Source organism: Synechococcus sp. HJ21-Hayes (genome assembly GCF_024345835.1).
Taxonomy (GTDB): domain Bacteria; phylum Cyanobacteriota; class Cyanobacteriia; order PCC-6307; family Cyanobiaceae; genus Vulcanococcus.
On the sequence record NZ_JAGQBW010000006.1, the window covers coordinates 54309 to 77034 of the forward strand.

The 22726-nt window shown below is 64.0% G+C and carries 32 protein-coding genes; 14 read left to right on the forward strand and 18 right to left on the reverse strand.

What is annotated here, in order from left to right; all coding sequences use genetic code 11:
- Nucleotides 1–22: 22 nt before the first annotated feature.
- From KBZ14_RS06220 to KBZ14_RS06245, 6 genes are all read right to left on the reverse strand, one after another.
- Nucleotides 23–490: a hypothetical protein gene (locus KBZ14_RS06220; RefSeq protein WP_255117456.1), complete on the reverse strand. Its 468-nt coding sequence runs from the start codon at nt 488–490 to the stop codon at nt 23–25.
- The gene (locus KBZ14_RS06225; protein ID WP_255117457.1) at nt 490–1278 is read right to left on the reverse strand and encodes a hypothetical protein; all 789 of its coding nucleotides are present in this window, start codon (nt 1276–1278) and stop codon (nt 490–492) included. The genes KBZ14_RS06220 and KBZ14_RS06225 overlap by 1 nt, the downstream gene beginning before the upstream one ends.
- Nucleotides 1275–1670 (reverse strand): hypothetical protein, encoded by a 396-nt coding sequence (locus tag KBZ14_RS06230; protein ID WP_255117458.1) that lies wholly within the window; start codon nt 1668–1670, stop codon nt 1275–1277. Before KBZ14_RS06230 ends, KBZ14_RS06225 begins: the two co-directional genes overlap by 4 nt.
- A gap of 4 nt (nt 1671–1674) precedes the next feature.
- Nucleotides 1675–2112: a hypothetical protein gene (locus KBZ14_RS06235; RefSeq protein WP_255117459.1), complete on the reverse strand. Its 438-nt coding sequence runs from the start codon at nt 2110–2112 to the stop codon at nt 1675–1677.
- Between the two features lie 3 nt (nt 2113–2115).
- Nucleotides 2116–3045, reverse strand: coding sequence for a major capsid protein (locus KBZ14_RS06240; RefSeq protein WP_255117460.1), 930 nt, complete (start codon nt 3043–3045; stop codon nt 2116–2118).
- 84 nt (nt 3046–3129) lie between these two features.
- The gene (locus KBZ14_RS06245) at nt 3130–3525 is read right to left on the reverse strand and encodes a hypothetical protein (RefSeq protein ID WP_255117461.1); all 396 of its coding nucleotides are present in this window, start codon (nt 3523–3525) and stop codon (nt 3130–3132) included.
- Nucleotides 3526–3620: 95 nt separating this feature from the next.
- Here KBZ14_RS06245 and KBZ14_RS06250 point away from each other — a divergent pair, with 95 nt between their 5' ends.
- The 3 genes from KBZ14_RS06250 (at nt 3621) to KBZ14_RS06260 (ending at nt 5035) form a co-directional block, all read left to right on the forward strand.
- Entirely contained in the window at nt 3621–4367 is a 747-nt protein-coding gene (locus KBZ14_RS06250; RefSeq protein WP_255117462.1) for a C39 family peptidase, read from the forward strand.
- Nucleotides 4355–4642 carry a hypothetical protein gene (locus KBZ14_RS06255; RefSeq protein WP_255117463.1) on the forward strand — a complete coding sequence of 96 codons (288 nt, stop codon included), beginning with the start codon at nt 4355–4357 and terminating at the stop codon, nt 4640–4642. The genes KBZ14_RS06250 and KBZ14_RS06255 overlap by 13 nt, the downstream gene beginning before the upstream one ends.
- A 177-nt stretch (nt 4643–4819) precedes the next feature.
- Nucleotides 4820–5035, forward strand: coding sequence for a hypothetical protein (locus tag KBZ14_RS06260; protein WP_255117464.1), 216 nt, complete (start codon nt 4820–4822; stop codon nt 5033–5035).
- Between the two features lie 75 nt (nt 5036–5110).
- Here KBZ14_RS06260 and KBZ14_RS06265 read toward each other — a convergent pair whose 3' ends face one another.
- Nucleotides 5111–5395, reverse strand: coding sequence for a hypothetical protein (locus KBZ14_RS06265; RefSeq protein WP_255117465.1), 285 nt, complete (start codon nt 5393–5395; stop codon nt 5111–5113).
- 5 nt (nt 5396–5400) lie between these two features.
- On the reverse strand, nt 5401–6300 hold the full coding sequence (locus tag KBZ14_RS06270) for a coiled-coil domain-containing protein 30 (protein ID WP_255117466.1): 900 nt from the start codon (nt 6298–6300) through the stop codon (nt 5401–5403).
- A 102-nt stretch (nt 6301–6402) separates the two neighbouring features.
- On the opposite strand from KBZ14_RS06270, the gene KBZ14_RS06275 reads away from it, so the two are divergent.
- Together KBZ14_RS06275 and KBZ14_RS06280 are read left to right on the forward strand one after the other, a co-directional pair.
- Nucleotides 6403–6603, forward strand: a complete 201-nt coding sequence (locus KBZ14_RS06275; protein WP_255117467.1) for a hypothetical protein — start codon at nt 6403–6405, stop codon at nt 6601–6603.
- Nucleotides 6600–6863 (forward strand): ParE family toxin-like protein, encoded by a 264-nt coding sequence (locus KBZ14_RS06280; protein WP_255117468.1) that lies wholly within the window; start codon nt 6600–6602, stop codon nt 6861–6863. Before KBZ14_RS06275 ends, KBZ14_RS06280 begins: the two co-directional genes overlap by 4 nt.
- 9 nt (nt 6864–6872) lie before the next feature.
- Here KBZ14_RS06280 and KBZ14_RS06285 read toward each other — a convergent pair whose 3' ends face one another.
- The 3 genes from KBZ14_RS06285 to KBZ14_RS06295 are packed head-to-tail and all read right to left on the reverse strand — an operon-like array spanning nt 6873 to nt 9355.
- A complete protein-coding gene (locus tag KBZ14_RS06285; protein ID WP_255117469.1) occupies nt 6873–7439 on the reverse strand; it encodes a hypothetical protein in 567 nt (188 codons plus the stop codon).
- Nucleotides 7440–7442: 3 nt separating this feature from the next.
- Nucleotides 7443–7970, reverse strand: a complete 528-nt coding sequence (locus KBZ14_RS06290) for a hypothetical protein (RefSeq protein ID WP_255117470.1) — start codon at nt 7968–7970, stop codon at nt 7443–7445.
- A complete protein-coding gene (locus tag KBZ14_RS06295) occupies nt 7967–9355 on the reverse strand; it encodes a DUF4055 domain-containing protein (RefSeq protein WP_255117471.1) in 1389 nt (462 codons plus the stop codon). Before KBZ14_RS06295 ends, KBZ14_RS06290 begins: the two co-directional genes overlap by 4 nt.
- A 535-nt stretch (nt 9356–9890) precedes the next feature.
- Between KBZ14_RS06295 and KBZ14_RS15925 the strand changes: the two genes are divergently transcribed.
- From KBZ14_RS15925 to KBZ14_RS06305, 3 genes are all read left to right on the forward strand, one after another.
- Nucleotides 9891–10520 (forward strand): DUF6338 family protein, encoded by a 630-nt coding sequence (locus tag KBZ14_RS15925; protein WP_399210725.1) that lies wholly within the window; start codon nt 9891–9893, stop codon nt 10518–10520.
- A 141-nt stretch (nt 10521–10661) separates the two neighbouring features.
- A complete protein-coding gene (locus KBZ14_RS06300) occupies nt 10662–11582 on the forward strand; it encodes a hypothetical protein (RefSeq protein ID WP_255117472.1) in 921 nt (306 codons plus the stop codon).
- A gap of 106 nt (nt 11583–11688) precedes the next feature.
- Entirely contained in the window at nt 11689–12225 is a 537-nt protein-coding gene (locus KBZ14_RS06305; RefSeq protein WP_255117473.1) for a hypothetical protein, read from the forward strand.
- 28 nt (nt 12226–12253) lie between these two features.
- Here KBZ14_RS06305 and KBZ14_RS06310 read toward each other — a convergent pair whose 3' ends face one another.
- From KBZ14_RS06310 to KBZ14_RS06340, 7 genes are all read right to left on the reverse strand, one after another.
- On the reverse strand, nt 12254–12664 hold the full coding sequence (locus tag KBZ14_RS06310; protein ID WP_255117474.1) for a sigma factor: 411 nt from the start codon (nt 12662–12664) through the stop codon (nt 12254–12256).
- A 140-nt stretch (nt 12665–12804) separates the two neighbouring features.
- Nucleotides 12805–14430 carry a phage terminase large subunit gene (gene terL / locus KBZ14_RS06315; protein WP_255117475.1) on the reverse strand — a complete coding sequence of 542 codons (1626 nt, stop codon included), beginning with the start codon at nt 14428–14430 and terminating at the stop codon, nt 12805–12807.
- A complete protein-coding gene (locus KBZ14_RS06320) occupies nt 14430–14969 on the reverse strand; it encodes a hypothetical protein (RefSeq protein ID WP_255117476.1) in 540 nt (179 codons plus the stop codon). Before KBZ14_RS06320 ends, terL begins: the two co-directional genes overlap by 1 nt.
- Nucleotides 14970–14973: 4 nt before the next feature.
- On the reverse strand, nt 14974–15348 hold the full coding sequence (locus KBZ14_RS06325; protein WP_255117477.1) for a hypothetical protein: 375 nt from the start codon (nt 15346–15348) through the stop codon (nt 14974–14976).
- A gap of 104 nt (nt 15349–15452) precedes the next feature.
- A complete protein-coding gene (locus KBZ14_RS06330; RefSeq protein ID WP_255117478.1) occupies nt 15453–16145 on the reverse strand; it encodes a hypothetical protein in 693 nt (230 codons plus the stop codon).
- A gap of 287 nt (nt 16146–16432) precedes the next feature.
- Nucleotides 16433–19051, reverse strand: coding sequence for a primase-helicase zinc-binding domain-containing protein (locus KBZ14_RS06335; RefSeq protein ID WP_255117479.1), 2619 nt, complete (start codon nt 19049–19051; stop codon nt 16433–16435).
- Between the two features lie 10 nt (nt 19052–19061).
- The gene (locus KBZ14_RS06340; RefSeq protein ID WP_161956112.1) at nt 19062–19307 is read right to left on the reverse strand and encodes a hypothetical protein; all 246 of its coding nucleotides are present in this window, start codon (nt 19305–19307) and stop codon (nt 19062–19064) included.
- Nucleotides 19308–19370: 63 nt separating this feature from the next.
- On the opposite strand from KBZ14_RS06340, the gene KBZ14_RS06345 reads away from it, so the two are divergent.
- From KBZ14_RS06345 to KBZ14_RS06370, 6 genes are read left to right on the forward strand one after another with little or no spacing between them, the layout of a single operon-like run.
- Nucleotides 19371–20816, forward strand: a complete 1446-nt coding sequence (locus tag KBZ14_RS06345; protein WP_255117480.1) for a DEAD/DEAH box helicase — start codon at nt 19371–19373, stop codon at nt 20814–20816.
- Nucleotides 20817–20837: 21 nt separating this feature from the next.
- Complete coding sequence (locus KBZ14_RS06350; protein ID WP_255117481.1) at nt 20838–21080, forward strand: type II toxin-antitoxin system Phd/YefM family antitoxin; 243 nt, start codon at nt 20838–20840, stop codon at nt 21078–21080.
- Nucleotides 21077–21346, forward strand: a complete 270-nt coding sequence (locus KBZ14_RS06355) for a Txe/YoeB family addiction module toxin (protein WP_255117482.1) — start codon at nt 21077–21079, stop codon at nt 21344–21346. Before KBZ14_RS06350 ends, KBZ14_RS06355 begins: the two co-directional genes overlap by 4 nt.
- A 21-nt stretch (nt 21347–21367) precedes the next feature.
- The gene (locus KBZ14_RS06360; protein WP_255117483.1) at nt 21368–21745 is read left to right on the forward strand and encodes a VRR-NUC domain-containing protein; all 378 of its coding nucleotides are present in this window, start codon (nt 21368–21370) and stop codon (nt 21743–21745) included.
- Nucleotides 21742–21921, forward strand: coding sequence for a hypothetical protein (locus KBZ14_RS06365; RefSeq protein ID WP_255117484.1), 180 nt, complete (start codon nt 21742–21744; stop codon nt 21919–21921). Before KBZ14_RS06360 ends, KBZ14_RS06365 begins: the two co-directional genes overlap by 4 nt.
- Nucleotides 21922–21976: 55 nt before the next feature.
- Nucleotides 21977–22708 carry a hypothetical protein gene (locus KBZ14_RS06370; RefSeq protein WP_255117485.1) on the forward strand — a complete coding sequence of 244 codons (732 nt, stop codon included), beginning with the start codon at nt 21977–21979 and terminating at the stop codon, nt 22706–22708.
- Nucleotides 22709–22726 lie beyond the last annotated feature (18 nt).

Genomic DNA, 22726 nt, shown 5'->3' on the forward strand with positions numbered 1-22726 from the left:
GGTGAGCTGATCTGAGGGCAGCTCAGTGCTGCAGCACCTGCCACCAGGAGCCGCGCAGCACCGTCACGGCTGTGCCGGCCACCTCTGAACGAAAACGCAGGCTGAGGTTGCCGGCGTTGGAGCCGTTCTCCACCGTGCCGCTCACCTGGGCCCTGAGCACCGAACTGCCTGCTGAGCTGGTGCCGATCAGGGGCGTGTCGTAGCTGCTGGCGCTGAGGTTGCGAAAGCTGGTGAGCGATTCACCGGTCACCAGGTTGTGGAGCACCGCCTGCGGCGCTATTGGGCCAGAGAGGGTTGTCACCAGGCCAGTGTTGTTGGCGCCGCTGGAGAAGTAGAGCTCAGCTGCAAAGGAGAGCACCTGCTGCGCCGCCAGCCCTGTGCTGAAGAGGGTGAGCCAGCTGCTGTTGGAGCTGTTGCTGAGTGCCGCGGGCAGCCGCGCGATCCGCAGCATCGAGGGGCCCTTGAGGTTGGTGCTGCGTGTCCAGGGCATCAGCTCAGTTCCAGTTGGTAGAGAGCACCGCTGCGGGTGTCGAGATAGAAGTCGCCCGCCTGGCCATCAGGCAGCACTCCGGGTGGCCCCTCGCCGCTCCACCAGCGAGTACCGCCGCCACTGCCCGGTGGGTTGGCCCAGAGGCCGTCGGCCCTCAGGAAGTGGGCGTTAGAGCCATCGCTGGCGGGTACACCGCCACTACTTGTGCCTCCACTCCAGCGCTGCAATTGCCACTGCTCGCGGCGGCGGCCATCAAACGGTTGGCCCAGCAGGCCACTGCCGGGGATCAGCGGTTGAATCGCACCCGGCGGCTGGGGTGGCGGCGGCGGCCAGATCGGGCAGCCCAGCAGATGCACCGCCAGCTCGGCGCTGATGTGGCTGCCGCTCAGTTCTGCCGAAACCTGCCAGTCTTGAGCGCAGGCGTAGACATGGCGTAACCGCGGTGAGTAGTCGCCGCTGGGCCAGGGCCTGGTTGCAACGCTGCCGTCCCCCCAATCAATTGTCAGCGCCGTTGGCACAGGCGGCCGGGCCTGGAGCAGCAACAGCACAGCGCTACTGCCAGCTGGGTCCTGCGGCACGGCTGCCGCCGGCAGCCAGGCCAGCTCAAGTGGTGCTGCGGGGATGGGAGCAAGGCGGTAGCCCTGCTGCAGCCAGCGCTGCACCTCATTGGGGGGCACCCACACGCCCTCGCCCGGGCAGCCCAGGGGCGGCAGCAGGCGAATCAGCTGCGGGCTGGCTGCTGTGCTGCTCGCTTGGGAAGGCAGAAAGGAGCGCACGGAAGCGATCACCCCTCAGAGCAGCTGGTCTCCAGCTCCCAGGTGGCTGCCAACTCGGTCTTGGTATCTCCTGTGGTTACTTCCACTGAGATCGGCTCTGGCGTTGCTGCAGCCAGTGGCACCTCGATCACCCCTGCAGGCGCTGTCGGCTGCGGCGTGATCTGAACGCCGGTGGCGGTGGCGATCAGGCTCCAGCCCTGTTGCTGCCAGCCGCCTAGGTGCACCGGCCAAATGAAGCGCTCCTGGCCGCCATTGCTGATACGCACCAGGCCGGCCGGCACGGTGGGGTCCACCAGGTCGTGGCGGGTTGCGGCGGCGGACGAAACCTCGATCGCCGTCGGCTGCGCAGGCAGCTCCTCGACTGCCGGTTCCGCTGCAGGGCTGGTGGAGCGTTTGCGGGCCATGGGCTCAGGCGGCAATGGTGGCCGTCATACCCACGTGCATGCCCGCCGGGGTGGTCGGGGTCACGAGCGCCTTGGCAAAACACACCGCCGGCAGATCGAGGTTGGGCAGATCCGCCGGTGTGATCTGGATGTCATGGCCCGAGAGAAACGCCTCCACCCGGCCCCCTTCTGCCGGTAGGGCAACGCGGATGGCACTGATCCAGCTGCCGGTTGTGCCATCACGTAGTACTGGCGCCAGCTGCAGCTCCACCTCCACCGCCGCTGCTGCTCCGGGATGGGAGACCAGCAGCGAGAAGCGCGAGGCCGCATCCAGCTTGGTGTTCAGCAGCACCTCTTCTCCTGAGAGGAAGGTGCACTCGCTGTTGCGGATGGCGCTGCGGTTGGTCCAGCCCACCAGGGTGGTTTCCGCATCGATCAAAGGGTTGCCGTTTGTAAGGGCCATGGCTCAGGCAGCGGGGGTGATGTTGAACAGACGGCCGGCGGCGCGGGGCTGCAGCACGGCAAAGCCCACGTACCAATCGACGCGGGTACGAAACACCGGGGCATCGGGCACCTCGCCCAGGTCCCGCACCGAAATCCCATAGCGGCCCTGAAACGGACCCTGCAGGCCGGTGACGCCCTGATCACCAAAGGTGCAGCAATAGATCGAGCTGGTGCCGCCCGCCTCGTCGTAGCCCATCACCTCGACGCCCTGGGCATCGCGGTCCACCGTCAAGATGTCGCAGTCCTGGTAGCGGTGCACCGTCATCCCGTAGGAGTTTGTGCTGGTCTGGTACACGCCACCGCCGATGGAGGCGCGGGCAAGGGCATTGAGCTGGCGGCGCATCGCCTTGCTCATCACCAGCACCTTGCTACCGCCATAGGCATTCACCGAATCGATCAGCTCGTCAAGCCGATCGAAGTTCAGCGGTGCACCGGGGATGGCTGCGGCGGCATTGTTGATCGCCATTTGGTTGCCAGGCTGCAACCGCTTACCCAGGCCGTCAAAGGCCCGCGGGTTGGCTGCGGTGTCGCCATTGATCACCGTCGCCTCCAGGGTGAGGCGCATCGAGCGCACCTTCATCTCAATCTGGCTGGCGCGGGCCTCAGGGCCCATCAGATCGACGATCGAGCGGTCCACATCCACGTCACCGCCAAAGAGGTGCACTGCTTCTGCCCGCTGGTCCACCACGCCGTAGCTCTGGGTGTAGCCCTCATTCACGGCACGGAAGCCCACCGAGGGCAGTTCCTGCTCAGCGGAATAGAAGAGGCCGCTGCCGGCGATGTTCATGAATGGCAGCCGGGCGAGCAATTCGCCCTCAGAAAACGTCTTGAGCACAGCCAGGTGCTCGAGCCGGTTCTCGTATTTGGCTGCCTCGATCAGGGTGAGGCCCATGGCACAGGTGGGGCAGTGCCCCTGGGTTGTCAGGGGCTATTGCCGAGCAGCTGCCCTGAGCGTTTTGGGCCGGCGTCCGTCCCCTCAGAGTTGCTCCAGTGGGGTCTGCCGCCCTGGAAGCGTGTTGATGGCCAGTCTTCTGCTGCTCCGGTAGCTCTGCCCGAACACAACCAGCAACAGGCCGATCAAGGAGCGCGGGCGCTTGCGCTCAAGAGTGGCCGAGCTCCACAGCCCCCGGCTGATCAGCCAGCGCTTGCTCGCTTCTATGAGCCGTCCACGACGGCTGGCAAGCCAGAGAGAACGCTCAAGTTTCTGACGCCTGAATTCACGGCGCTGATGGATTTCGCCCATCACGATCCCGTGCAATTCCCAGTCCACTGATGTCCTGGAGTTCTGCCGGTAGTGGGCATCGAGTTCCAGCAGCTTTTCATCCTCAAGATTGCGCGCCAGCTGGCAGTACTGCTCGTGGCTTTCCGGCATGAGGCACATCAACCGACCTGTCCGACCTGCTCCTCAGTCTGAGCTGAAGATCATGTAATGGCCGGGCGGCAACAGCAAAGGACTGTCCTGCTGCCATGTCCCCAAGCTCTCCAGCTCCGGCTGCCGTTACCCCCGCCGCCCAAGCGCCGTTCACAGCTGAGCGCTGGCGCCAGTTCTGGGATGCCTGGAAAGCCCAGCCCCAACAACTAGAAGGCATCGAGCTGCTCCGCCTTGCCGTCATTGCTGCCGACCCAGCCGTCCTCACCGAGGCCGCCGCCTGGCGGCAGACCTTCTCATCTGCGCCGCCGGCTCCTGCCCATGCCAATCCGCTGCCGGTGGCCTGGGAAAACCAGAACGACAACGCCTCAGGCACCGGCTACCGCGAGTGCTTCTCCAGCAGCTGCGCCATGCTCGCCCGCTTCTGGGGCAAGGTCAGTGGCGACGACGCCTACAACGTCATCCGTGCCCGCTATGGCGACACCACCTCGGCAGAAGCGCAGTTGGCCGCCTTGCGCTCCCTGGGGCTGACCGCCCATTTCGCCACCAATGGTCAGCGCTCCACACTCGAGGAGCAGATCAAGCTGGGCCGGCCGGTGGCGGTGGGTTGGCTGCACCACGGCCCTGCCTCAGCACCCAGCGGCGGCGGTCATTGGAGCGTGGTGATCGGGTTCACCGAGACGCTCGCCATCCATAACGACCCCAACGGTGAGGCCGACCTGGTCCATGGCGGCTACACCGCCAACACCAATGGAGCAGGGCAGCACTACAGCTGGAAGAACTGGTTGCCGCGCTGGCAGGCCGATGGCCCCGGCACCGGCTGGCTGCTCACTTGCCATCCCTGATCCGTAGGAGCACGGCCATGGCTGGTGGGGAAGGATTTGATCGCGAGCGCTTTCTCTTGCGGGCGGTGGCTGGGGTGTTCATCGCCCAGTTCGCGCTCTATGCAGCTGGCCTTGGCGGTTGCTTTTGGCTTGGTCTGCAGCGGCGGCTTGGCCCGGTGTGCAGCAGCTACGCCGAGAACCTGCAGCAGACCTTTGAGGCAGCGGTTGGCACCAGCCTGGCCCTGCTCGGTGGCGGCAGCATCGCCAGTGCCCGGCGCCGCGATCCAGACAACTGATGTCCGGAGCCAGCAGTCCGGCCAACGGGCCGGCGAGGAATCACCAGCACTGCCCCGGAATGCAGGGCTACACCCTGCTCGCCACGCCTTGGCAAGGGCTGACGCAAGCCGCTACGCGGCCCCTGCCAGGGCGTGTCGTCCGGGGCGATGGGGGCAGGTGTTCCTCGCCTCCGTCCCATGGCCTCCTCTGCTCCACTCGCCTGTCCGGTCCGTCAGTTGGTGCTGCATATCTATCCAGCTGGTCTCAAGGTCGCTTCTGCCGAGCGCATCACGGTCTTCTATGGCCGCCGCGGCAAGCCTGTGAAAAAGCCCCGCTTTATTCCGGCTGAGCTGGCCCATCAGCTGGCCCGCAAGCTGGCCGCCAAGCGCCTCGGCACCGTGTCGGTGCTCTGAGGCGGCGGCCTTCTGGCCCGGCCTTGCCGGGCCTTTCTCTCCTGGGCCAGCTCACCGCCAGACAAGTGGCTGATCTCAAAGCCAAGGCCGGTAACGGCTCCGTTGCCTGCGAGCGCCAGCACGAGCCAGAGCTGAGCCGAACTGGGGGCTGCTGCCATTACGGCGCCGCCGCACCCAGGCGCCCTGACGGATCAGGCGACGGTCGGATTCATGGGCCTGCTGGATCGATACCAAGCTGCCGTAGCCGGCTTTTTGCCTTGCCTGGGCACGGTCCCTGGCCTGGCTGCGATTCAGCGCCGGCACCACGGTGGCGGTGGAGCGTCGGCTCCAAAAGGCCAGGTAGTAGTGCCAGCGCGTCATGACGCTCAGCTGCGCGAGCTGCGGCCGTTAAGGGCAAAGCCAGCCCGGTAAAGCTCGCTGGCGCTCATCGCCTGTGGGTTTATCACCTCCCCAAAACCGCTGGCGCCGATGCTGCCGGCTGCAGTGCCAGGGGGCATGGCACCAGTGCCCATGGCGCCACGCTGCTGGAACAGAAAGCCATACACGGGATGGATGCGCAGCTGATCGAGGTAGTCGGCCGTGGTCATTGGCCGGCCGTCATCACCCAGCAGCGGCTGGCCCTGGCCGTCAAGAGGATCCAGAACATCGCCGCCGTCCTTGCTGCTGCCCAGCCGGAAGCAGTCCCAGAGCATCGAGCGGAACACTTGAAAGAAGGTGCCGCGCCCATCGCCACCGGTGCGGCCTTCTGCTTCTGAGAAGGCGCGCTCCAGCAGTCGCTCCTTGCGCAATTCCTGCACCCGTTCATGGGCGGCATCGCGTTCGGCGGCCACAGCCGCCACCTTGCGGGCAGAGGCCTCTTCCATCTGCCGTTCCCGTAGTTCCACCTGCTGCTCGAGCAGTTGCTTCTGGCGTTCGGCCTGCTGCAGGCGGGCGTATTCCTCGGGATTGATCTCCGAGAAGCGGGTCAGCTGCTGCCGTAGACCCCGCAGTTCTTTCTCCAGGTTGTTGCTGCGCCTGCGCTCGGCCTTAAGGGCATCGCCTAGGCCACTTCTGGACTTGATCTCGCTGCTGCTGGGCTCTTCTGCATCAGCCGGAGCGATGCCGAGCTGGCGCTCAGCGGGCGGATAGTCAGAAGTGGTGTTGCCCTCTGGTGTCGCACCGCGAGGTGCGCTCAGCGAATCAGCAGTCTCCTGGTGGTGCTGCTCAAGCAGCTCGCTGTTCTCGTCAGTTGTCCTGGAGCTGTTGTGCGTTGCGTTTGTGGCCATGACCCGTCTCGGCTGTCAGTGGGATCAGCAGCCCATCGCGGCGCTGCCATCTCCTGTTGCCGAGGCGTGCCTGTTTCGAGCAAGCCGCCTTAGCCTCAAGCGATGACCACCGTTCAAGCCATCGAAGCTGCAGTCGAGCAGCTGGCGCCTGAGCAGCGGGCGCAGTTCCGGGCCTGGTTCGAAGCCTTTGATGCTCGCGAATGGGATCTGCAGGTGGAGCAGGACCTAGGAACAGGTCGTCTGGATTGGCTGGCTGAGGAAGCCCTTGGCGATCTGAGCGCCGGGCGCTGCACCGATCGGTGAAGCATTGCGCCAGTCCTCGCTTCTGGTCCTCCTATGAAGCCCTCCCTATAGCTGTACAGGAGTTCGCTGATCGGGCCTATGAGCAGCTCAAAACCGACCCCCGCCACCCATCGCTGCACCTCAAACGCATCGGGCGGTTCTGGTCGGTGCGGGTGGGGCTGAGGCATCGCGCTTTGGCAGTGCAGGCCTCGGAGGATGAGCTGGTCTGGGTATGGATCGGCACGCATGCTCAGTACGACCAGTTCCTCAAGAAAGGCTGACGACTGGGCTCAGCTCAACCGATTCGGCTTGAGGGTGCCAAACACCCGCTCGCCGATCAGTGGCTGCACCAGGGCCCCGATGCCTCCGGAGCCGTAGCTGGCGCCGAACTCCAGCACACTGAATTGGGTGTGCTGGGCGTAGGGATCCACAGCAGCATCACCAGGCGGGTTGAGCAGGGTGAGGTCGCCCAGCCAGATCCACCCCTCGCAGGGCGCCACGACCGTCTTGCCCTCGCTGGCGACCCGCCGGCCGTTCTGCTGCCAGGCCAGCTCGCTGCTCAGCCAGATCGCCCCGGGGTTGGGTGGCAGCCGGCTGGCGCGGCAGATGTTGCCCTGGTAAGTGAAGTCGCCGGTGTCGACCCCTGGGCCGTTCTCCTTGGCCGAAATGTAGTTGTCGCGCTTAAGAAAGCACTCGAGCACATGCGTCGCCACAACGGCCGAGGTTGTGTCGCCTGGGATGGCGTTCTCCGCCAGCAGTAGGCGTGCATTGGCAAACGGCTGCAGGGGCGTCGCTGGCCAGGGCCCAGATACCTGCTGATGTTTGCCGCTGGCAAAACTCCTGGGGCTTGTGGTCATTCCTCAACCCCGCAGCATCGGCGTTGCTCCCAGCAGCCCTGCGGCCTGGGCGGTGAACTGCACCCAGCTGCTGAGCGCCGGCAGCAGCAACAGCAGCTGGTCGGCGTAGCGGCGCCGCTGGCGCAGCAGTCCCATCGCGGGCGAGCTGGGGTTGGCGTAGGTGGTCTCGCTCTCCTCGCGCAACAGCGCCGTGTCGTAGGCGATCACATCGGCTTTCTGCAGGGGCGCATCACCAGCTGCGGCCACCGAACCGGCGATCGGCCCCGAGTGGCTGATCTTCTGGATCGCCTGCTCCTGCTCGCAGCCACCGGCCAGCAGCTGCTGATCGATCAGGGCCACCGCATCCAGCAGGGCACGGGCGCTCCACACCCCGGCCGGGTGTTGGCGCAGCAGATCCGCCATCGCCCGGCTGATGGCATCCAGACAGGGAACGGTGGCAGGCAGCGCCAGGCACTGGCGGATGGCCTCCTGGTCTTGCGGTTGCCACGTCGCACCACCTGGGGCGCTGGGCGCATTGCTGCTGGTGCTCATGCAGAAGCCGGTGCGACACCGGCCAGATCCCCCAGCCATTGCCGCAACGCCTGCTCGCTGACGATGCCGCGCTCATGCAGCTGCAGCATTTCATCCACAGTCGGTTGCGGCTTGGGCGCTGCGGCCAACGGACTGATCTCCACCAGCAATGCCGGACCCTGCGGCAGGGGAACTGGTTCTCCGGTGATTGCGCACCAGTGCTGCAGCAACGACGAAAACATGGAAGCCTTCTGGATCGCCTGGCTCTGCAAGAGCGCATAGGCCTGTGACGCCGCCAGCGAGATTTCAGTGGCGGTACGCGGTTCCCCCTGGGCGCCGGATGGGATCAGGGCGTCACGGCGCATGCCCTGGTCGAGGGACTCCAGCCAAGCGCGGTGCTCAGCCAGGGAGCGGGCCTGGATCTCCACGAACTGGAAGCTGGCCCCCTCGGGCAGATCAATCACGCTGTTGGGGCCAAGCACCACCGGCTCGCTGGTGCCACTGCCCATGGGACCGACGACCCCTGTACGCACACCCACCGGCAGGGCTGTTCGGTACAGCAGCTCCTGGTAGTCGCTCTGGCAGCGGAAGTGGTTGAGGTATTGATGCGCCAGGCCCAGGTGCGGTAGGTCACCCTCGCCAAAGGCAGCGCCGTCACTGGCGTACCAGATCAGGGGCAGCTGGCTGAAGCCCCTGTAGTGCTGCAGATCCGTGCGTTGCGGGTGCCAGCCCAATGGGGTCTGCGGGTCTGCCACCAGCTCGATGGTTTCGAGGCTCATGCCCTCGCCATCGAGCGCCACGGACCCGTAGAGCCACGGATGCTGAGGTCGGTCCGGCTCGAGTAGCTCGCCTTGGGCCTTGGGGTTGGCCAGCCGGAAGCTGACCGCGTCAGGCAAGGACTGGGGGCCAGGCAGGTGCCAGTTCAGAACATCGCGGCGCTCCAGCAGCGCCAGACGCGGCAGGGAAAGGCGATCACCACGGCGCAGCGCCTGCTGCCGGTCGCCCTCACTGGGCCAGAGGTGCTGTGGAGGCAGGACGCCAATCAGTGCGGCTCCATCGCGGAGCACCAGCACATCGGCCCGTTCAAGGAATACGCCCAGGTCCGTGCCGCGTCCATCCACATCACTGATCACCGCCTGCAGCGAGGCCGGCAGCTCACGCCAATGGCTGGAAGCCAGCATCCCCGCGAAGGTGCGCAGCGCATCGCGGAAGAAGCCGGAGGGCAGAGCCGCCTCCAGCCGTCGGCGGTAGGCAGTTTCCGGTTCGCGTTCACCGCGGGGGAGGTAGTGCTCCTTGCGGCCAGCGAGGAGATCCCAGCAGTCCTGGATCAGCTCCAGGCGGGGAAGCAGTGCGGCCAGGGTGGGATGCAGAGGCCAGGGGATTAAATCCAGAGCAAACTGGGACAAGCCCGATCAGCGGCTGCTGGCTATTGCCGGTGCTCCCTGCGCTGAACCGCAGGCCCCCCGAGCCGGAAAGCGTGATGCACCTGAGCCAAGTCCTTGGGGCTGGATGGTTCTCAGTCCCGCGAACCACACCTACGGTTGACGAGGCTCAACACAACGCCTCTGCTATCACGACCGTCGAGGATGCCTTGATTGTCACTCTGCGGCTGGTTATCGAACAACAATCGACACGCCGACGGGGTCCTCGGAACCGTCGAATACCAAGCTGGATTGACAGGTGAGGTTCTTCAAAGCTAGTACTGTGTGTTCGTCGTGTGCTTATTGCCTTGCCGTGCCGGCTATGCTTGAGATTGCTCACAGCTAACCAATGGCCAACCAAGATAATCGCCAACATCGGCTAGACGAAGACTTCAGAAGGTCTTTTAATCATGAGAACAAGAATAAGCCATCAGGCGAGCCTCCCTTAAAGCTCAAGAAATCAGAGCAAAATGGGCCGAAGAAAGATCCAAACAAGTAAATAGGCGGCGCATCCGTTTCAATGGTATCTGCTTCACAGGTTGCCGACTTTATCGCATTGGTAGCACCGGGCTTTATCGCTGTAGAGGTCTTCAGATCAGCCTATCCGGTCAAGACTCGCTCGGACAAGTCTGATCTTTACTTATATGTAGTCTATAGCCTTGTTTGCGCGTCTATTCTTTCCCTGCTTTCACAGCGCTCTTCAATCTTATTACTTGGTCTTAAGGTCCCGTCCAGGGGTACTACTTTCTATCCTTTTGTTCTGCTAGTAGTTGGATGGCTTGTTGGCCAAGGCTGCGTCATCTATTGCTGGAGTCGACATCGGCTTTCTAAAGCATGTCGGCATCTCAGCTGGTTGCGACCTGATCCTCAGAATACATGGAATAGGATTAATAGCGATTTTGACAATCAGTGGGCATACGTCTTTCTCAAGGATGGTTCGGTTTATTTGGGGTATATCAGGTTCTGGAACTTTGATCCAGATTCCCAGGCTCAGGATTTCTTTCTTGGCAGCGCCAGGCGAGTCGATGAATCAATTGATGTTAGAGGTCGAAAGTCGTCCGAATGGAAAGAGAGATATCTGATTGGAACTGGCGTTTATATCAATACTTCCGAGGTTTCGCGCATAGAGCTTCATGCCTCTTTTGAATAATCATTTTTGGCAATGCGCAATCCAATATCCAGATGCAGAAGACGGGAGCATAGGGATCCTTGTCATCTCCAGGGCTTCTCTCCCGCTTCTGATCTGGTGCGTTAGGGGTAAAGAGGTTCCGAGGCAATGAACAGAAGTGGCATGGATGCTCTAGAAAAACATTTCAATCAATGGAAGCAAATATCTAATCGACTTCAAGGGCAATTAGGGTCAGTCCTGGAAGCGCAGAGGGCCCTAGAAAAGGCCGTGTGTCCAACTCTTGAGCTTCAGAAAGTACTTAAGTCACCATTAGAACCCTTTCTTGAAGAGCAAAGGAGGCTGCAGAAGGCATTCGAAGGCATAAAACTGCCAACCCGTAATCTGCCTGACTTAAGTCCTTTTGCGAAACAAATACAACAGTATCAAAAGTCTCTCGGTGGCATCATTAGTCCCGCCTTTACGGAATTGCAGCGTTCTTTTAAAGAGCTGCCGCCAAAAATACAAGAAGCCCTGCTATTGCTGGCTCAACACGGTTGGTACTTAGATTTCAATATGCCGCTTCCAAGCCTTTTGGAAATAAAAAAGGCAATATCGAGTGGCGAAATCGAAGAGGTCGAAGAAGCTCTAGTAGAGTATTTTGAGAGCCAGCTAGATGAAGTCGAAAAGTCCTTTGACGCCAGGTTTCCTCATAGATCTCATATTATAAGCTCTGCCATCAAGGCTCATCGCAATGGTGAGTACTTCTTGTCCATCCCTGTTTTGCTCGCTCAAACAGACGGAATATGCAAAGAAGTAGTTGATCAATATCTTTTCATGAAAAAGGGCAGAAAGCCTCGTACAGCGATATATGTTGAGCAAGTCGCAGCGGATACCTATAAAGCTGCACTGCTGAGCCCGCTGGCAGCAAGCACCCCAATAAGTGCATCTGTGGATGAGCGAGAAGAAGGCTTTAATCTGCTCAATAGGCATATGGTATTGCATGGAGAGTCCCTAGATTATGGAAGCAAAGTAAATGGCCTCAAGGCTTTATCGTTAATAAACTATGTATCACAGGCATTGGAAATAGATGCAGGCTACCCCTAGCAAGGCCGTAAACTCGGGCGTACCTTTATTCGCTGCACTCACTTCAAATACGCCGGTTACGGCTGGTGTTCGATCACAATTCTTTTCTCCCTGATCACTCTTGATCATGTCCAAGCCAACGTGGTCAACCGTTAAATCCGCTGCTTCTGAGCTGAGCCAAAAAGAGCTGCTCAGCCTGGTTGGTGAGCTGTATCGCCTCTCCAAGGGCAATCAGGCCTTCCTCCATGCCCGCTTCGCGGATTCGGAAGCTGCCATGGCGGATTGCAAGAAGGTCGTCGCTGAATGCCTGTATCCCGATGTATCGCGTGATCACCCGCTGCAGGTCGCCAAGGCCAAAAAGGCTGTTGCGGATTTCTGCAAGGCGGTTACTGATCCGATCGCCCATGCCGAACTGATGCTGTTCTTCCTGGAGCAGGGCAATGCCTTCACACTGGAATACGGCGACATCGATGCGGGCTTCTATAGCGCCTTGGTGGCCATGGCCCGCCGCGCTGCCGAGGTGATCTGCAGCCTGCCCGTCAACCTGCAGGAGCCCTTCATGGAGCGGTTGGGTGAGGTCGTGCGCTCATCTTCGGGTATTGGCTGGGGCTATCACGACGACCTTGCGGACATCTACGCCGCCGCATTTCCTGATCGGCGCTGAGGAGATCTGACCCGGACCTGCTCACTGCTCATTCCAGCGCTGGATCAGTCTCACGCACCGTCATCGCCACCACCCGCACGCTGCAGGCCTGGCCGATCTCCCGCCAGCGCTCCAGCGTGATGCCCAGCCGCCCGAGCATCACCTCCAGCGGCTGACCCTCCCCCAACAACCTCTGACCACGCACATGCAGCTCCCGCCAGCGGCCCGGCACTGAGATCAGAAAGCCCTTGTCACGCAGGTAGTGGGTGATCTCGCCGTTCACAAAGGGCCTGGCGTAGGCGATGAAGTGATTGGGGCTGCGGCCGGGGCGGTGGATGTCGTAGCGGCGTGAGGCCTTGATCAGCCCGATCGCTGCCAGCTGCTCCAGGTCTTCTTTTGGGTGGCCGGTGCGACGGGCGTAGTTGGCCGCCACTTTCGCTGCAAAGGGCAGGTGCTCCATCACCAAGGCATCAGCAGCGGCATGAGGCGAGCGCAAAGGGCCTCGCGAACGAACCGATGTCTTTACGCGAGCAATGGTCTGCTGGGGCCTGGGGATGTGAGCCTGTGGTGTGGTGCTCATCAGAAATGGGGGGATGTCCTTCAGCGGGAGAACAGCAACGGCCGGGGAGTGGCCGTGCCCTGGCTGCGCCAGTGCTGGCTCTGCAGCCAGATCACGCCCTGGCAGAAGGCATCCACCAGGTCGTCATGAGCCCCGTTGGGAAAACCCAGTAATTCGCTGATCAGGTCGTCATTGCCACGGCGAAACGCCAACTGGCCCGCCTCCATCAGCGGGGCCACGGCATGGGCGCGGCTCACCTTGCTGCCGGTGGGCCGCACAGCGATCAGGCCAGGGATCTGGCGCCGCAGCAGCTGGCAGACGGCCGGGCCGTTGGCGGCATCCTCGATCAGCACTGCATCAGGGCTCTGCCCCTGCCCCAGCGCTCCCAGGGTCTGGCCGAGGAAGTTGACCACCCCCGGTAGGTCAAGACGATGGTGCTGGCTCCAGATCACCTCGATTCGGTGTTTGTCGTCTCTCTGCGGTTCGGCCGGTGAGCTCGCGCGGGCAGCGCTGGGGTGGAGCTGTTCACCCCGTGCCAGGGCCTGGGCTGCAGGGTGGTGGCGGGTCTCCAGATCCGGGAGCAAGCCGAGCAGGCAGAAGCCGCAGTAGTCGTTCTCAGCTCCCCCCTTGAAGCTCAGGTCGCAGCTCAGCACCACCGCTGCAAAGGGCCGTTGGCTTGCCTGGGGCCTGGGGGCAGGCGTGCCCGCAGTGGTGCGGATCCAGGCGCGTTGGAACAGCAGGCCCTCTGCCGGTGAGGGGCGCTGCTGGTAAAGCGCGTTCCACCAGTAACTGCCGGCGCGGATACGGATCTGCTCGAGCTCCGCCAGCGGGAACCGTTCCGGGCAGAGCGGCTCACCGGGCTGTCGCCAGTCCGCCTCGATGCTGCAGGTTGCCGGGAACTTGATCTGCCGCTGGGGCGGTTCAGCAATGGCCGGCAGGTTCAGCACCTGCCACTGCTGCGGGGCATTACCGCTTTCCTGCTCCAGCAGCCAGCCGATCAGGTCGTCCTGGTGCCAGCGGGTCAGCACCACCACCTGCGCGGCTCCAGCACTGCCGTTCACCCCTGGTTCAGCGCGGGTGAGCCAGACAGACTGAAACCACTCGATCAGCTTCTGGCGTTGCCCGGCGGAGTTGGCATCTTCTGGGCCCTTGTAGGGGTCATCGATGATCCCCAGCGCGTAGCCCTTGCCGGTGAAGGGCCCGCGCACACCGGCAGCGATGCAGCCGCCCCGCTCGGGCGTCAGCCAGTTGCCAACGGCGGTGGAGTCCTTCGAGAGGGGGTGACCGACGGCGCGGTAGTAGTGCCGCGCCTCACGGCTATGGGCATAGGCCAGCTCCGCCGAATAGGAGGCGATCGCGCAGAAGCGTGTTGGGTAGCGGCTCACCCAGTAGGCCGGGAACAGTTTCGAGACGAGGAGTGATTTGCCCAGCCGCGGGGGGCAGCAAACGATCAGGCGGTTGAGCTCGCCATCGGCCACCCGTTGCAGCAGGGCGATCAGGCGCTCGGCCCAGGTGTGGAAGGCGTAGCCGGGATAAGCGGCCACGATGAAGTCACGGAAGGCCTGGTGGGCCTGGGGGCCGTTCAGCTGGCGGCAGGGGTCAGGAACATCCAACAGGCCCCAATCGGCCCAGCGGTCGCTGGCCGGATCGAGAAGCAGGCCGGCCATCAACTTCTGGCCCCGCCCCCATGGGGCTCGGGGGGTTTGATCGGTGCCCGCAGCAGTCCGCCGATCTCGGCGATCACCCGAAAGGCGCCGACTGCAGCTGAGAACTGCTCAGCATCCATGGCCCGGCGGGCGCAGTCATTGAGGGCAAAGATCTGCTCGGCCTGATGGCGGCGCCGGTCGGAGATCAGCTCCTCCACCATCCGCTCGCGGGCCAGGTTGAGGTAGCGATTGATCGTCTGGGTGTTCTTCACCCCCCAGCTTTCACGAGCTTTTTCGGCGATCAGCGCCAGCGGAACGCGCTGGGCGATCCAAAGCTGCGCTTCTGCCACACGCCGCTCCACCTCAAAACGCGAGGGCCGAGGGGGTGGTTGCAAAGCCAGGCCCCGCGTGCGGCGCGGGGGATTGGCATGCCCGATCGGGCGGGCGGGGTCCGTGGGCTCATACAGCGGCTGGCCGTTGTCGTCTTCTGCGCTGGCAGCAGAGCGCAGCTCTTCCACTGGATCTGCGGCGCTGTGGTGTTGGCGGGAGTGCAGCGCCATGGGCTCAGAACGGCAGTGCCGGCGTCTTGGGGGCACGGATGGTCCAGAAGGGTTTGCCGCGCTTTTCGGTGGCGCTGCCCTGCTGGATGGCGTTCTCCTTGGCAGCCTTGAGCTGCTGCTCGATCTGCTGCACTGCTGGCGGGAAGTCGTAGCTCAGCCGCCCGGGGCTGTGGGCAAAAGCCCAGTCGTTGTGGGAGAAGGCTGGATCCAGCTCGCCGGTGGCCATTGCCGCGTTGAGGGCCTCCAGCAGGGGCTCGAGTTGCTGCTCCAGCTGCCTCTGCTGGGCCTTGATCGCGGTGACGGCATCGAGCAGGGCATCGAGATCAGCCGCCTCTGCGGGGGGGGCAGGAGTTGCAGCAGCGAGCAGGAGGTCCGCCATCCGAGGTCACCAGATCAAGAGCCCAGATGATTCCGAGCCTGCTCAATCTAGCGGCTCTGTATTGCAAGCCAGTGCCCTGGCCGGCCTCGCGGCTGTCTGGGTGATCAGAAGGGGCGGTGGCTCAGGCAGTAACGGCTCCAGGCCGCTGCCCAGGCCGCCAGGCACTGCTCACGGCTGTAGAAGCTGCTGGTGAAGGCCTCGCCGGGCTTGCTCCAGATCGTCTGGCCCAGCTCGTAGTGGTTCCCCTGCGAGGCCTCCAGCACCATGTAGCCGCCCAGCTGGGCGGCGGTTGAATAGGGCCGGCCATGGGCCGAGAGTGTTTTGAGGTCGTAGAGCACTCGCACCGGTTGGCCGTGGCGCTCGCTCAGCGCCGCTGAGACATACGCCCCATCGAAGGCACCAGCAACGTTGCGGGTGAGGCAGCAGGTGAGCCGTTCGCTGGCGATCACCTCCACCTCCTCCCAGAGCGGCAGCTGCAGCAGCGGCAGGATCCAGTCCCGGTACTGGTGATGGCCCGGCATGGCTTCGGCATCCAGCAGGGCCTCGCTGGCGCTCTTGCCCACCAGGAAGCGGGCCTGGCTGTAGCGCTCCAGAGCTGCATGCACCGTGGTGCCCCGCGGCTCCCAGATCGGCCGCTTGGCTTCGATCGCCCGTTTGGCGGTCTCGCTGAGGCCATGGGCCAGCACACCGGTGATTGATACCGGAAACAGGTGATCGCCCAGCCAGTAGCGATGGGCCTCCTCATCCCGCCAGAGGCCGGGGATGGGATCAAGCCAGGTGGAGGTGGTGGTGACCATGACTGTTTCAGTTGTGACGCGGAGTGACGATGGGCGTCACAGCCGAGCGGGCCGGCGGGCAGAAGCTTCTAGGGGTTGCTGTAACGCTGTAACCCTTTTTCAGAGATAGAGGCTCTAGCAAGCAGCAGGGGCTGATTCGGAGGGTGTGCATATGCCGTTGAATTCATAGGGGGCTCTATCGGATCCCTGGAGCGTTACATCGTTACAGCGGCCTAGATCGATTGCGTGGCAGTTGATCTAGGCGTTACCGCTGCTGTTATGTCTGGCCCGTTTGTGACGGCTGTTCGTTACAGCTCGCCCAGGGGAATGGCGACAGCACGGCTGACCATGCCGGCGCCACAGAAGCGCACCGGTCCGGCCCGTTGCGCACCAGCCAGGCGCAGCAGCACCACGGGCCAACTGTTCTGCCAGGCGGTATCAGCAAGAAACTGCTCAATCGCCTTGGCGGTGTTGCTCACCAGCAGCCGGTCCTGATCCACCCGCAGGCCATGGCGCCCAAGGATCTGGGCGGCCAGGCCTGGGCTCACATCTATACAACTGCTGTGGCAAGCCGCCAGCTCCACCAGCTCGCCAATGGTGCGGGTGACGGGTTTGTCCTCGGTCTCCACCCGCACCTGGCGCTGCAGGATCGTCTGCATGCAGCGGGCTTCATCCGGTACTTCGGTGCTCTGGCTGTAGCTCTCCCAGTCGTGGCAGGCGATGCAGTGTTCCGCCTCCTCCTTGGTGGGCACCGCATCACTGAGCAGCGACCAGGCCCCGGCCATCAAGGTGCCGTATTGATCGCCCAGGCGTTGGGAGTCGAAGTGCCGTGCCGCCGCAGCGGAGAAGACCGCGACCGACTGGCGAATCACCGGGATCAGCGACACGGTGCGGGCGATCAGCCGCCGCGCCAGCTCCGGGGTGATGTGGCGTTCGAGATCGCGATCGAGGCTCTGCCAATGCAGCTCCCGCTCCTCCTTGACCATCTCGGTGGGGCTGCGCAGGGTCAGTTGCGCGAAGCGGCTCTTGTCAGCTCCCTGTTTAAGGGCGGTGGCAATGGAGGACATCAGAAACATCGAGCGCACCCGATAGCGGCTCACATCACCGCTGGGGGAACCCTTAAGCATCTCGGCGCTGCTCTCGCTGCTGGCCACCCGCGCCAGCGACAGGATCGCCTGCATGCGTTGCTGGTCGCCCTTCTCGTTGCTCTCCGCCTCATCGAAGACCACCGGCACGGCGTCGCAGCAGATGGTCTGACGCAGGCCTGCTTCTGTGGTCGCGCCCACCACCACCAAGCTCAAATCGCCAAGCAGCGGCGCCACAAAGCGATCGAGGATCTGGCTCTTGCCTGAGCCGGCACCAGCTGTCAGCCAGAGATGGGGGCGCCAGCGCAGGGCTCCGCAGATCGGAGCCAGGACCACCCAGCCCAGGAGCAGGGTGCCGGAGGCCGGCACCTCCCAGCGAAAGCGGTTGGCGATGCCCACGATCACGGCCGCCTCCTGCACGGTCAGAGGCTCTACGCCGCACGGTCCCTCCAGGCGCTTGAGGCGCTGGTAGATGTGCCGCGAGCGAAAGGGTTTGGTGATCGGGTGCTCCCCATCGGGAGTGATCAAGCGATCACCGAGGTGCAGCACGGTGCGGCCCTCATCCCACCAGGCGCCGCGGCCGCGGATGCGCTCCACCGCAAAGATCCCCATCGCGGCCGAGCTCTTGTGCAGATCACTGGCTGCTGCCGGCCAGTTCACACCAGTCCGGCTGGGGTAGAGGCTCTCCCAGTACTCCAGTGGTGCCAGGGCCACCAGGTGGGTGGCGGTGTGGCAACCCCGGGGCAGGCGGATCACCTGACCGGTGCTCCCCGGTTGATAGAAGTTCCCGTCCGCGTCGTACCCCAGGCAGAGAAAGGGTGCTGCCGCCGCTGCCGGAGCAGGTGATGGGGCGGACCCATCTCCGCTGCTATCGGCACCCGTCTCGGAGGGTGTCCATGGCTGAGCTGCTTTCGCCAGCTGCCGTGCGGCCTGCCGGGGCGTCCAGTCGGCATCAGCCAGGTCCCAGCCCTGGGGCAGGTCTGGCGGCAGGACCACCAATTGCAGTTGGCAGTCGAGCGGGTGCAACAGGGCGGCCAGGTTCTGCATGGCCTCCACCCCGGCAGCATCGGCATCGGGCCAGAGCGTCACCGAACGGCCGGCAAGCGGCGTCCAGTCCACCTTGGCGATCGCCTTGGCGCCATTCGCCCAAGTGAGCACCACATGACCTGGGAACAGGCGAGCGGCCGCATCAGCGGTGCCCTCCCCTTCCACCACCAGCACCGGAGCGTTGGGGCGCTGCAGCAGAACCGGCAGTCCGTAAAGCGGCCTGGGGGTGGGCCAGTCGCAGCTGAAGGCGTCGCGGCGGCTGGGGCGATGCCAGTCCCCATCCAGCCAGACCCGATGCAGGAAGGCTTTGCCGCCGCTGCGCAGCCGGATCCGCTGGATCCAGAACAGCACCTCACCGGCGGCATTGCGGTAGGCCCACTGGGCGGTGGCCCCGCGGTTCAACGGCGGTGACGGTGCATCGATGGGGGGCTTCTCGGGCATCCGCCAGGGCTTGCCGTTGCGGCTGGTGCCCCTGCCGGCACTGGTGCCCTGGTGATCAGGCACCAGGCCGAGAAAGGCCTCCACCTGTCGGGCTGCCTCCACAAAGTTCCAGCCCTGCCGGCGCATCAGCAGGTCGATGCCGGAGCCAGCGCCGCCGCGCTGGTCCTTGCCGCCGCACTGGTTGCAGAACCAGGAGCCACTGCCGTCCTTGTCGTCAAAGCGGTAGCGATCCGTCCCGGCGCAGAGCGGGCAGGGCTGATGGCGATTGCTGAGCTGCTCGGCGCTCAGTCCCGCCAGGGCAGCCAGGATCTCCGGCCAGCGGCCCCGGGCCGCAGCAATGGCATCAGAGGCCATGGGTTCCGGCTCACCTGCTCGCTGTTGAGGTCGCGGCGGGATTCGGTGATGCCCGATCCGGTCTGTCCAGCAGGAGTTCGCGGTCCATGGCGGCATCCAGCACCTGCCGCAGTGCCGCCGAACGACTGAGGGAGCCGTGACGCCTGCGGGCATCTAGCCAGGCGAGTTGCTGCTGGGTGATCGAGACACTCACCGGTAGGGCGTAGTCGGGCATCAGGCCATTGCTCGTGATCTGCAGCCTAATAGCTTTGGCCATGCCTCGCTAGCCTGAGCCAAAGAAGGCGAGTGGCTAGCAGTCGTCCCGCTCGATCTAGTGCCAATGCCGTCAATCGTTCTGCGTGACTACCAGCTGCAGTTGCTGGCCGATCTCCGAGCAGCCCTCAAGGTCCACCGGCGGGTCTGCGCCGTCATGCCCACCGGTGCGGGCAAAGGCCAGACCATTGGCGCCATCGTCCAGGGCGCAGCCGGCAAGGGCAGGCGGGTGCTCGTGTTGGCCCACCGGGCCGAGCTGATTGAGCAGCTCGCGGGCACCGTGCGGGCCTGGGGCCTGGAGCCCGATGTGATCGCCCCCGGCCAGAGGCTGCAGGGCCGGCAGGTTGCCGTGGGCTCGGTGCAGACCGTGGCCCGGCGGCTAGCGCAGCTGCCAGCGCCGGATTTGATCATTCAGGACGAGGCCCATCACCTGGTGGCCGGCAATGTCTGGGGCCGGATCATCAACACCTGGCCAGAGGCCCATCTAATCGGCAAGACCGCCACGCCCGAACGCCTCGATGGCAAAGGGTTGGGCGTAGAGGCCGGCGGCTTTTTCGAGGCCCTGGTCCTGGGGCCCTCTGCGGCCTGGCTGGTGGAGCAGGACTGGCTGGCCCGGCCCAAGGTGTTCTCCTGGCCAGGTGCCAGGAACAGCAAGGGGCAGGGTCCCGAACTCCACCAGCGGATGGGCGAGTACGACCTGGAGCAGGCGGCACGCGCCTACGGGGACCGGGCCGCCATTGGTGATGCGGTCTCGCACTACCGCCGCCGACTGCACCCCGGCACGGCCATCTGCTTTTGCTGCACGATCCAGCACGCCGAGCAGATGGCTGGCGCCTTCCGCACTGCTGGCTTCCGGGCCGCGGCGGTGAGCGGCGCCACCCCAGCGGAGGAGCGCAAACGCCTGATCGCCGGGCTCGGTACCGGCGAGGTGGAGGTGCTCAGCAGCTGCATGATCATTTCCGAGGGCACCGACATCCCCTCAGTCGGCGGCGCGATCCTGATGCGCCCCACCGCTTCCTTGTCGCTCTACCTGCAGATGATCGGCCGCGCCCTGCGGCCCGCACCGGGTAAGCAGGAGGCGGTGATCCTCGATCACGTCGGCAATGCCCATCGCCACGGCCTGCCCACCGATGAGCGCCAGTGGAACCTGGCTGGCCGCCGCCGCCGGGAAGGTATCTCGATTCCGATCAAGGTCTGCCCGGTCTGCTTCTGCAGCTGCCCCAGCGCCGCACAGGTCTGCTCCGACTGTGGCTATCTGTTTGTTGCCGACGAGCGCGATGAGCAGCGCCGCGGGATCCAGCAGCTCGAGGGCGAACTGGTCGAAATCAGCGGGTTGGATCGGCACCGCCCCCAGCTCCCGCAGGCCCGGCCACGCCGCACGCACCCAGCAGCCGGCTGCCGCACCTTCGAGGACCTGCTGCAGCGGGAGCAGGAACGCGGCTACAAACCCGGCTGGGCCAGGCACGTGTGGGCCGCTCGGCACTACAACAAGGCAAACAGCAGTACGCTTTGACGTACGGGTGAAGGCCATGTCATGACCACCTTGTCCGCCACAGAAGCCCGCAAGCGGCTTTACGCCCTGATCGACGAGGTGGGGCAGTCCCACGAGCCGGTGCAGATCACCGGCAAGCGCAGCAACGCCGTGCTGCTGTCCCAGGATGACTGGCGCGCCATCCAGGAGACCCTCCATCTGGTCTCGATCCCTGGCATGCGTGAGTCGATCCTCGAAGGTATGGCCACTGAGGTGAGCGAACTGAGCAGCGAACCGGGCTGGTGAGCTGGACGGTTCTGTTCACCAGGCAGGCCCAGAAGGATGCCCGCAAGCTCGCTTCCGCATCCCCTGCTCTCAAGCAGAAAGCTCAGGCCCTGCTGGACATCCTGGCCGTTGACCCCTATCAGCAGCCACCTCCCTACGAGGCCCTGGTCGGCGATCTGCGAGGAGCCTGCTCAAGGCGCATCAACATCCAGCACCGCCTCGTTTACCAGGTGCTGGAGGAGGAGGGGATCGTGAAGGTGCTTCGCCTCTGGAGCCACTACGAGTAGTCCCGCCCGGCAACAGGAGGCATGACCTCCTCCCCCAGCGAACACGAGATCCAACAGCGCATCCGCCTGGCCTGCGGCCGCGGGCCTGTGCGGCTCTGGCGAAACAACACCGGTGCCCTGGTCGACCAGCAGGGGCGCTTTGTGCGCTTTGGACTGTGCAAGGGCAGCAGTGACCTGATCGGTCTGCGGTCGCTGGAGATCACACCCGAGCTGGTCGGCCAGCGGATTGCTCAGTTCGTTGCCCTGGAGATCAAGACGAACTGCGGGGTCATCAGCGCTGAGCAGCGCGCCTTCCTGCAGGCGGTGCAAGATCTTGGCGGCCTTGCTGCCGTCTGCCGCTCGGTTCAACAGGCCGAGGAAGTTCTGTCGCTGAGCGCCGTCGGGGAGCAAACGGCATGAACCGGCCTGAGCTCAGCCGGCAGCTGCAGGCGCTCGCTCACCGTCATCCCGGTACACACCCGTACACGCTGGCCCTGCGCTTCCAGGCTCAGACGGGCCGGATCCTGAGCGGCCTGCAGGTCAAACAGCTGTTAGCCGAGCCGGTAAATCACTCAATCCATGCCGCCAAGTCTTGACAGGCTCTGGCTTGCAATGGCAAGCAGGCCGTAGAATCGGGCTATGACACATGACATGGACCTGACGGGGCGTACCTACCAGGCCGTCCTCGACTGGCAACAGGAGTCACGTCGGGCCTTCGGGAAGATGCTGTTGAACTGGCGCCGCCGTAACGGCTGGACCCAGTACACCGCCTGCGAGTGGGGTGCCGAAGCGAAGTTTGAAGTGATCTCCTACGGCAACCTTTCAGTCATCGAGCAGGGCAAGGCTGGCGAGCTGCGCCAGAAAGCTTTTTTCCAGCTCGAGGAGCTGAACCGAAGATTGCTGGATAGCAGTCGACGACTGGAAGGGGTCAAATCCCTGCGTATTCGAGAACAAATCGAATACGCCGAGCCATTGCTGGGCAACGATGGAAAGCCCTGGGGTGCCGTTGAATTCTGGAGCTGCTACATCGGATATCTGGAAGTTCCGGATCGATATCAAGCAGTTCTCTCTCCCACCTTCTCGTCGAAAGAAGCCGAGGATCTCTGTCAGAACTGGAGGCGCCATGTGCGTCGTGTGATTAAAACGCGCGACGCCGACGTCACCGATGCCTTGGAGCAGCTCGCCGCGTCGGTGCCGGAGCTGTACCGCAAGCGTTTTCGCGAGGTCCTGGCCCTCGACGACTACTCCACATCCGAGCTAGCGCAACTCTGGACGCAAAACGAGCAGTTCCTTCCTGACGAGTGGATCCGAGCCTGGGAAGCCGACGACCCGACAGGACCGCCCAAGCCGGCCGCCCGGCGGCGCAGCAAGCAACCCGGATAAGTCCGAGGATGCCAACCG

Bases quoted from the DNA above. Each gene is read 5' to 3' on its own strand.
- KBZ14_RS06220 (WP_255117456.1), bottom strand. From the start codon at position 490: ATGCCCTGGACACGCAGCACCAACCTCAAGGGCCCCTCGATGCTGCGG.
- KBZ14_RS06230 (WP_255117458.1), bottom strand. From the start codon at position 1,670: ATGGCCCGCAAACGCTCCACCAGCCCTGCAGCGGAACCGGCAGTCGAG.
- KBZ14_RS06235 (WP_255117459.1), bottom strand. From the start codon at position 2,112: ATGGCCCTTACAAACGGCAACCCTTTGATCGATGCGGAAACCACCCTG.
- KBZ14_RS06240 (WP_255117460.1), bottom strand. From the start codon at position 3,045: ATGGGCCTCACCCTGATCGAGGCAGCCAAATACGAGAACCGGCTCGAG.
- KBZ14_RS06245 (WP_255117461.1), bottom strand. From the start codon at position 3,525: ATGCCGGAAAGCCACGAGCAGTACTGCCAGCTGGCGCGCAATCTTGAG.
- KBZ14_RS06250 (WP_255117462.1), top strand. From the start codon at position 3,621: ATGTCCCCAAGCTCTCCAGCTCCGGCTGCCGTTACCCCCGCCGCCCAA.
- KBZ14_RS06260 (WP_255117464.1), top strand. From the start codon at position 4,820: ATGGCCTCCTCTGCTCCACTCGCCTGTCCGGTCCGTCAGTTGGTGCTG.
- KBZ14_RS06265 (WP_255117465.1), bottom strand. From the start codon at position 5,395: ATGACGCGCTGGCACTACTACCTGGCCTTTTGGAGCCGACGCTCCACC.
- KBZ14_RS06270 (WP_255117466.1), bottom strand. From the start codon at position 6,300: ATGGCCACAAACGCAACGCACAACAGCTCCAGGACAACTGACGAGAAC.
- KBZ14_RS06275 (WP_255117467.1), top strand. From the start codon at position 6,403: ATGACCACCGTTCAAGCCATCGAAGCTGCAGTCGAGCAGCTGGCGCCT.
- KBZ14_RS06285 (WP_255117469.1), bottom strand. From the start codon at position 7,439: ATGACCACAAGCCCCAGGAGTTTTGCCAGCGGCAAACATCAGCAGGTA.
- KBZ14_RS06290 (WP_255117470.1), bottom strand. From the start codon at position 7,970: ATGAGCACCAGCAGCAATGCGCCCAGCGCCCCAGGTGGTGCGACGTGG.
- KBZ14_RS15925 (WP_399210725.1), top strand. From the start codon at position 9,891: ATGGTATCTGCTTCACAGGTTGCCGACTTTATCGCATTGGTAGCACCG.
- KBZ14_RS06300 (WP_255117472.1), top strand. From the start codon at position 10,662: ATGGATGCTCTAGAAAAACATTTCAATCAATGGAAGCAAATATCTAAT.
- KBZ14_RS06305 (WP_255117473.1), top strand. From the start codon at position 11,689: ATGTCCAAGCCAACGTGGTCAACCGTTAAATCCGCTGCTTCTGAGCTG.
- KBZ14_RS06310 (WP_255117474.1), bottom strand. From the start codon at position 12,664: ATGGAGCACCTGCCCTTTGCAGCGAAAGTGGCGGCCAACTACGCCCGT.
- terL (WP_255117475.1), bottom strand. From the start codon at position 14,430: ATGGCCGGCCTGCTTCTCGATCCGGCCAGCGACCGCTGGGCCGATTGG.
- KBZ14_RS06320 (WP_255117476.1), bottom strand. From the start codon at position 14,969: ATGGCGCTGCACTCCCGCCAACACCACAGCGCCGCAGATCCAGTGGAA.
- KBZ14_RS06325 (WP_255117477.1), bottom strand. From the start codon at position 15,348: ATGGCGGACCTCCTGCTCGCTGCTGCAACTCCTGCCCCCCCCGCAGAG.
- KBZ14_RS06330 (WP_255117478.1), bottom strand. From the start codon at position 16,145: ATGGTCACCACCACCTCCACCTGGCTTGATCCCATCCCCGGCCTCTGG.
- KBZ14_RS06335 (WP_255117479.1), bottom strand. From the start codon at position 19,051: ATGGCCTCTGATGCCATTGCTGCGGCCCGGGGCCGCTGGCCGGAGATC.
- KBZ14_RS06340 (WP_161956112.1), bottom strand. From the start codon at position 19,307: ATGGCCAAAGCTATTAGGCTGCAGATCACGAGCAATGGCCTGATGCCC.
- KBZ14_RS06345 (WP_255117480.1), top strand. From the start codon at position 19,371: ATGCCGTCAATCGTTCTGCGTGACTACCAGCTGCAGTTGCTGGCCGAT.
- KBZ14_RS06350 (WP_255117481.1), top strand. From the start codon at position 20,838: ATGACCACCTTGTCCGCCACAGAAGCCCGCAAGCGGCTTTACGCCCTG.
- KBZ14_RS06360 (WP_255117483.1), top strand. From the start codon at position 21,368: ATGACCTCCTCCCCCAGCGAACACGAGATCCAACAGCGCATCCGCCTG.
- KBZ14_RS06365 (WP_255117484.1), top strand. From the start codon at position 21,742: ATGAACCGGCCTGAGCTCAGCCGGCAGCTGCAGGCGCTCGCTCACCGT.
- KBZ14_RS06370 (WP_255117485.1), top strand. From the start codon at position 21,977: ATGGACCTGACGGGGCGTACCTACCAGGCCGTCCTCGACTGGCAACAG.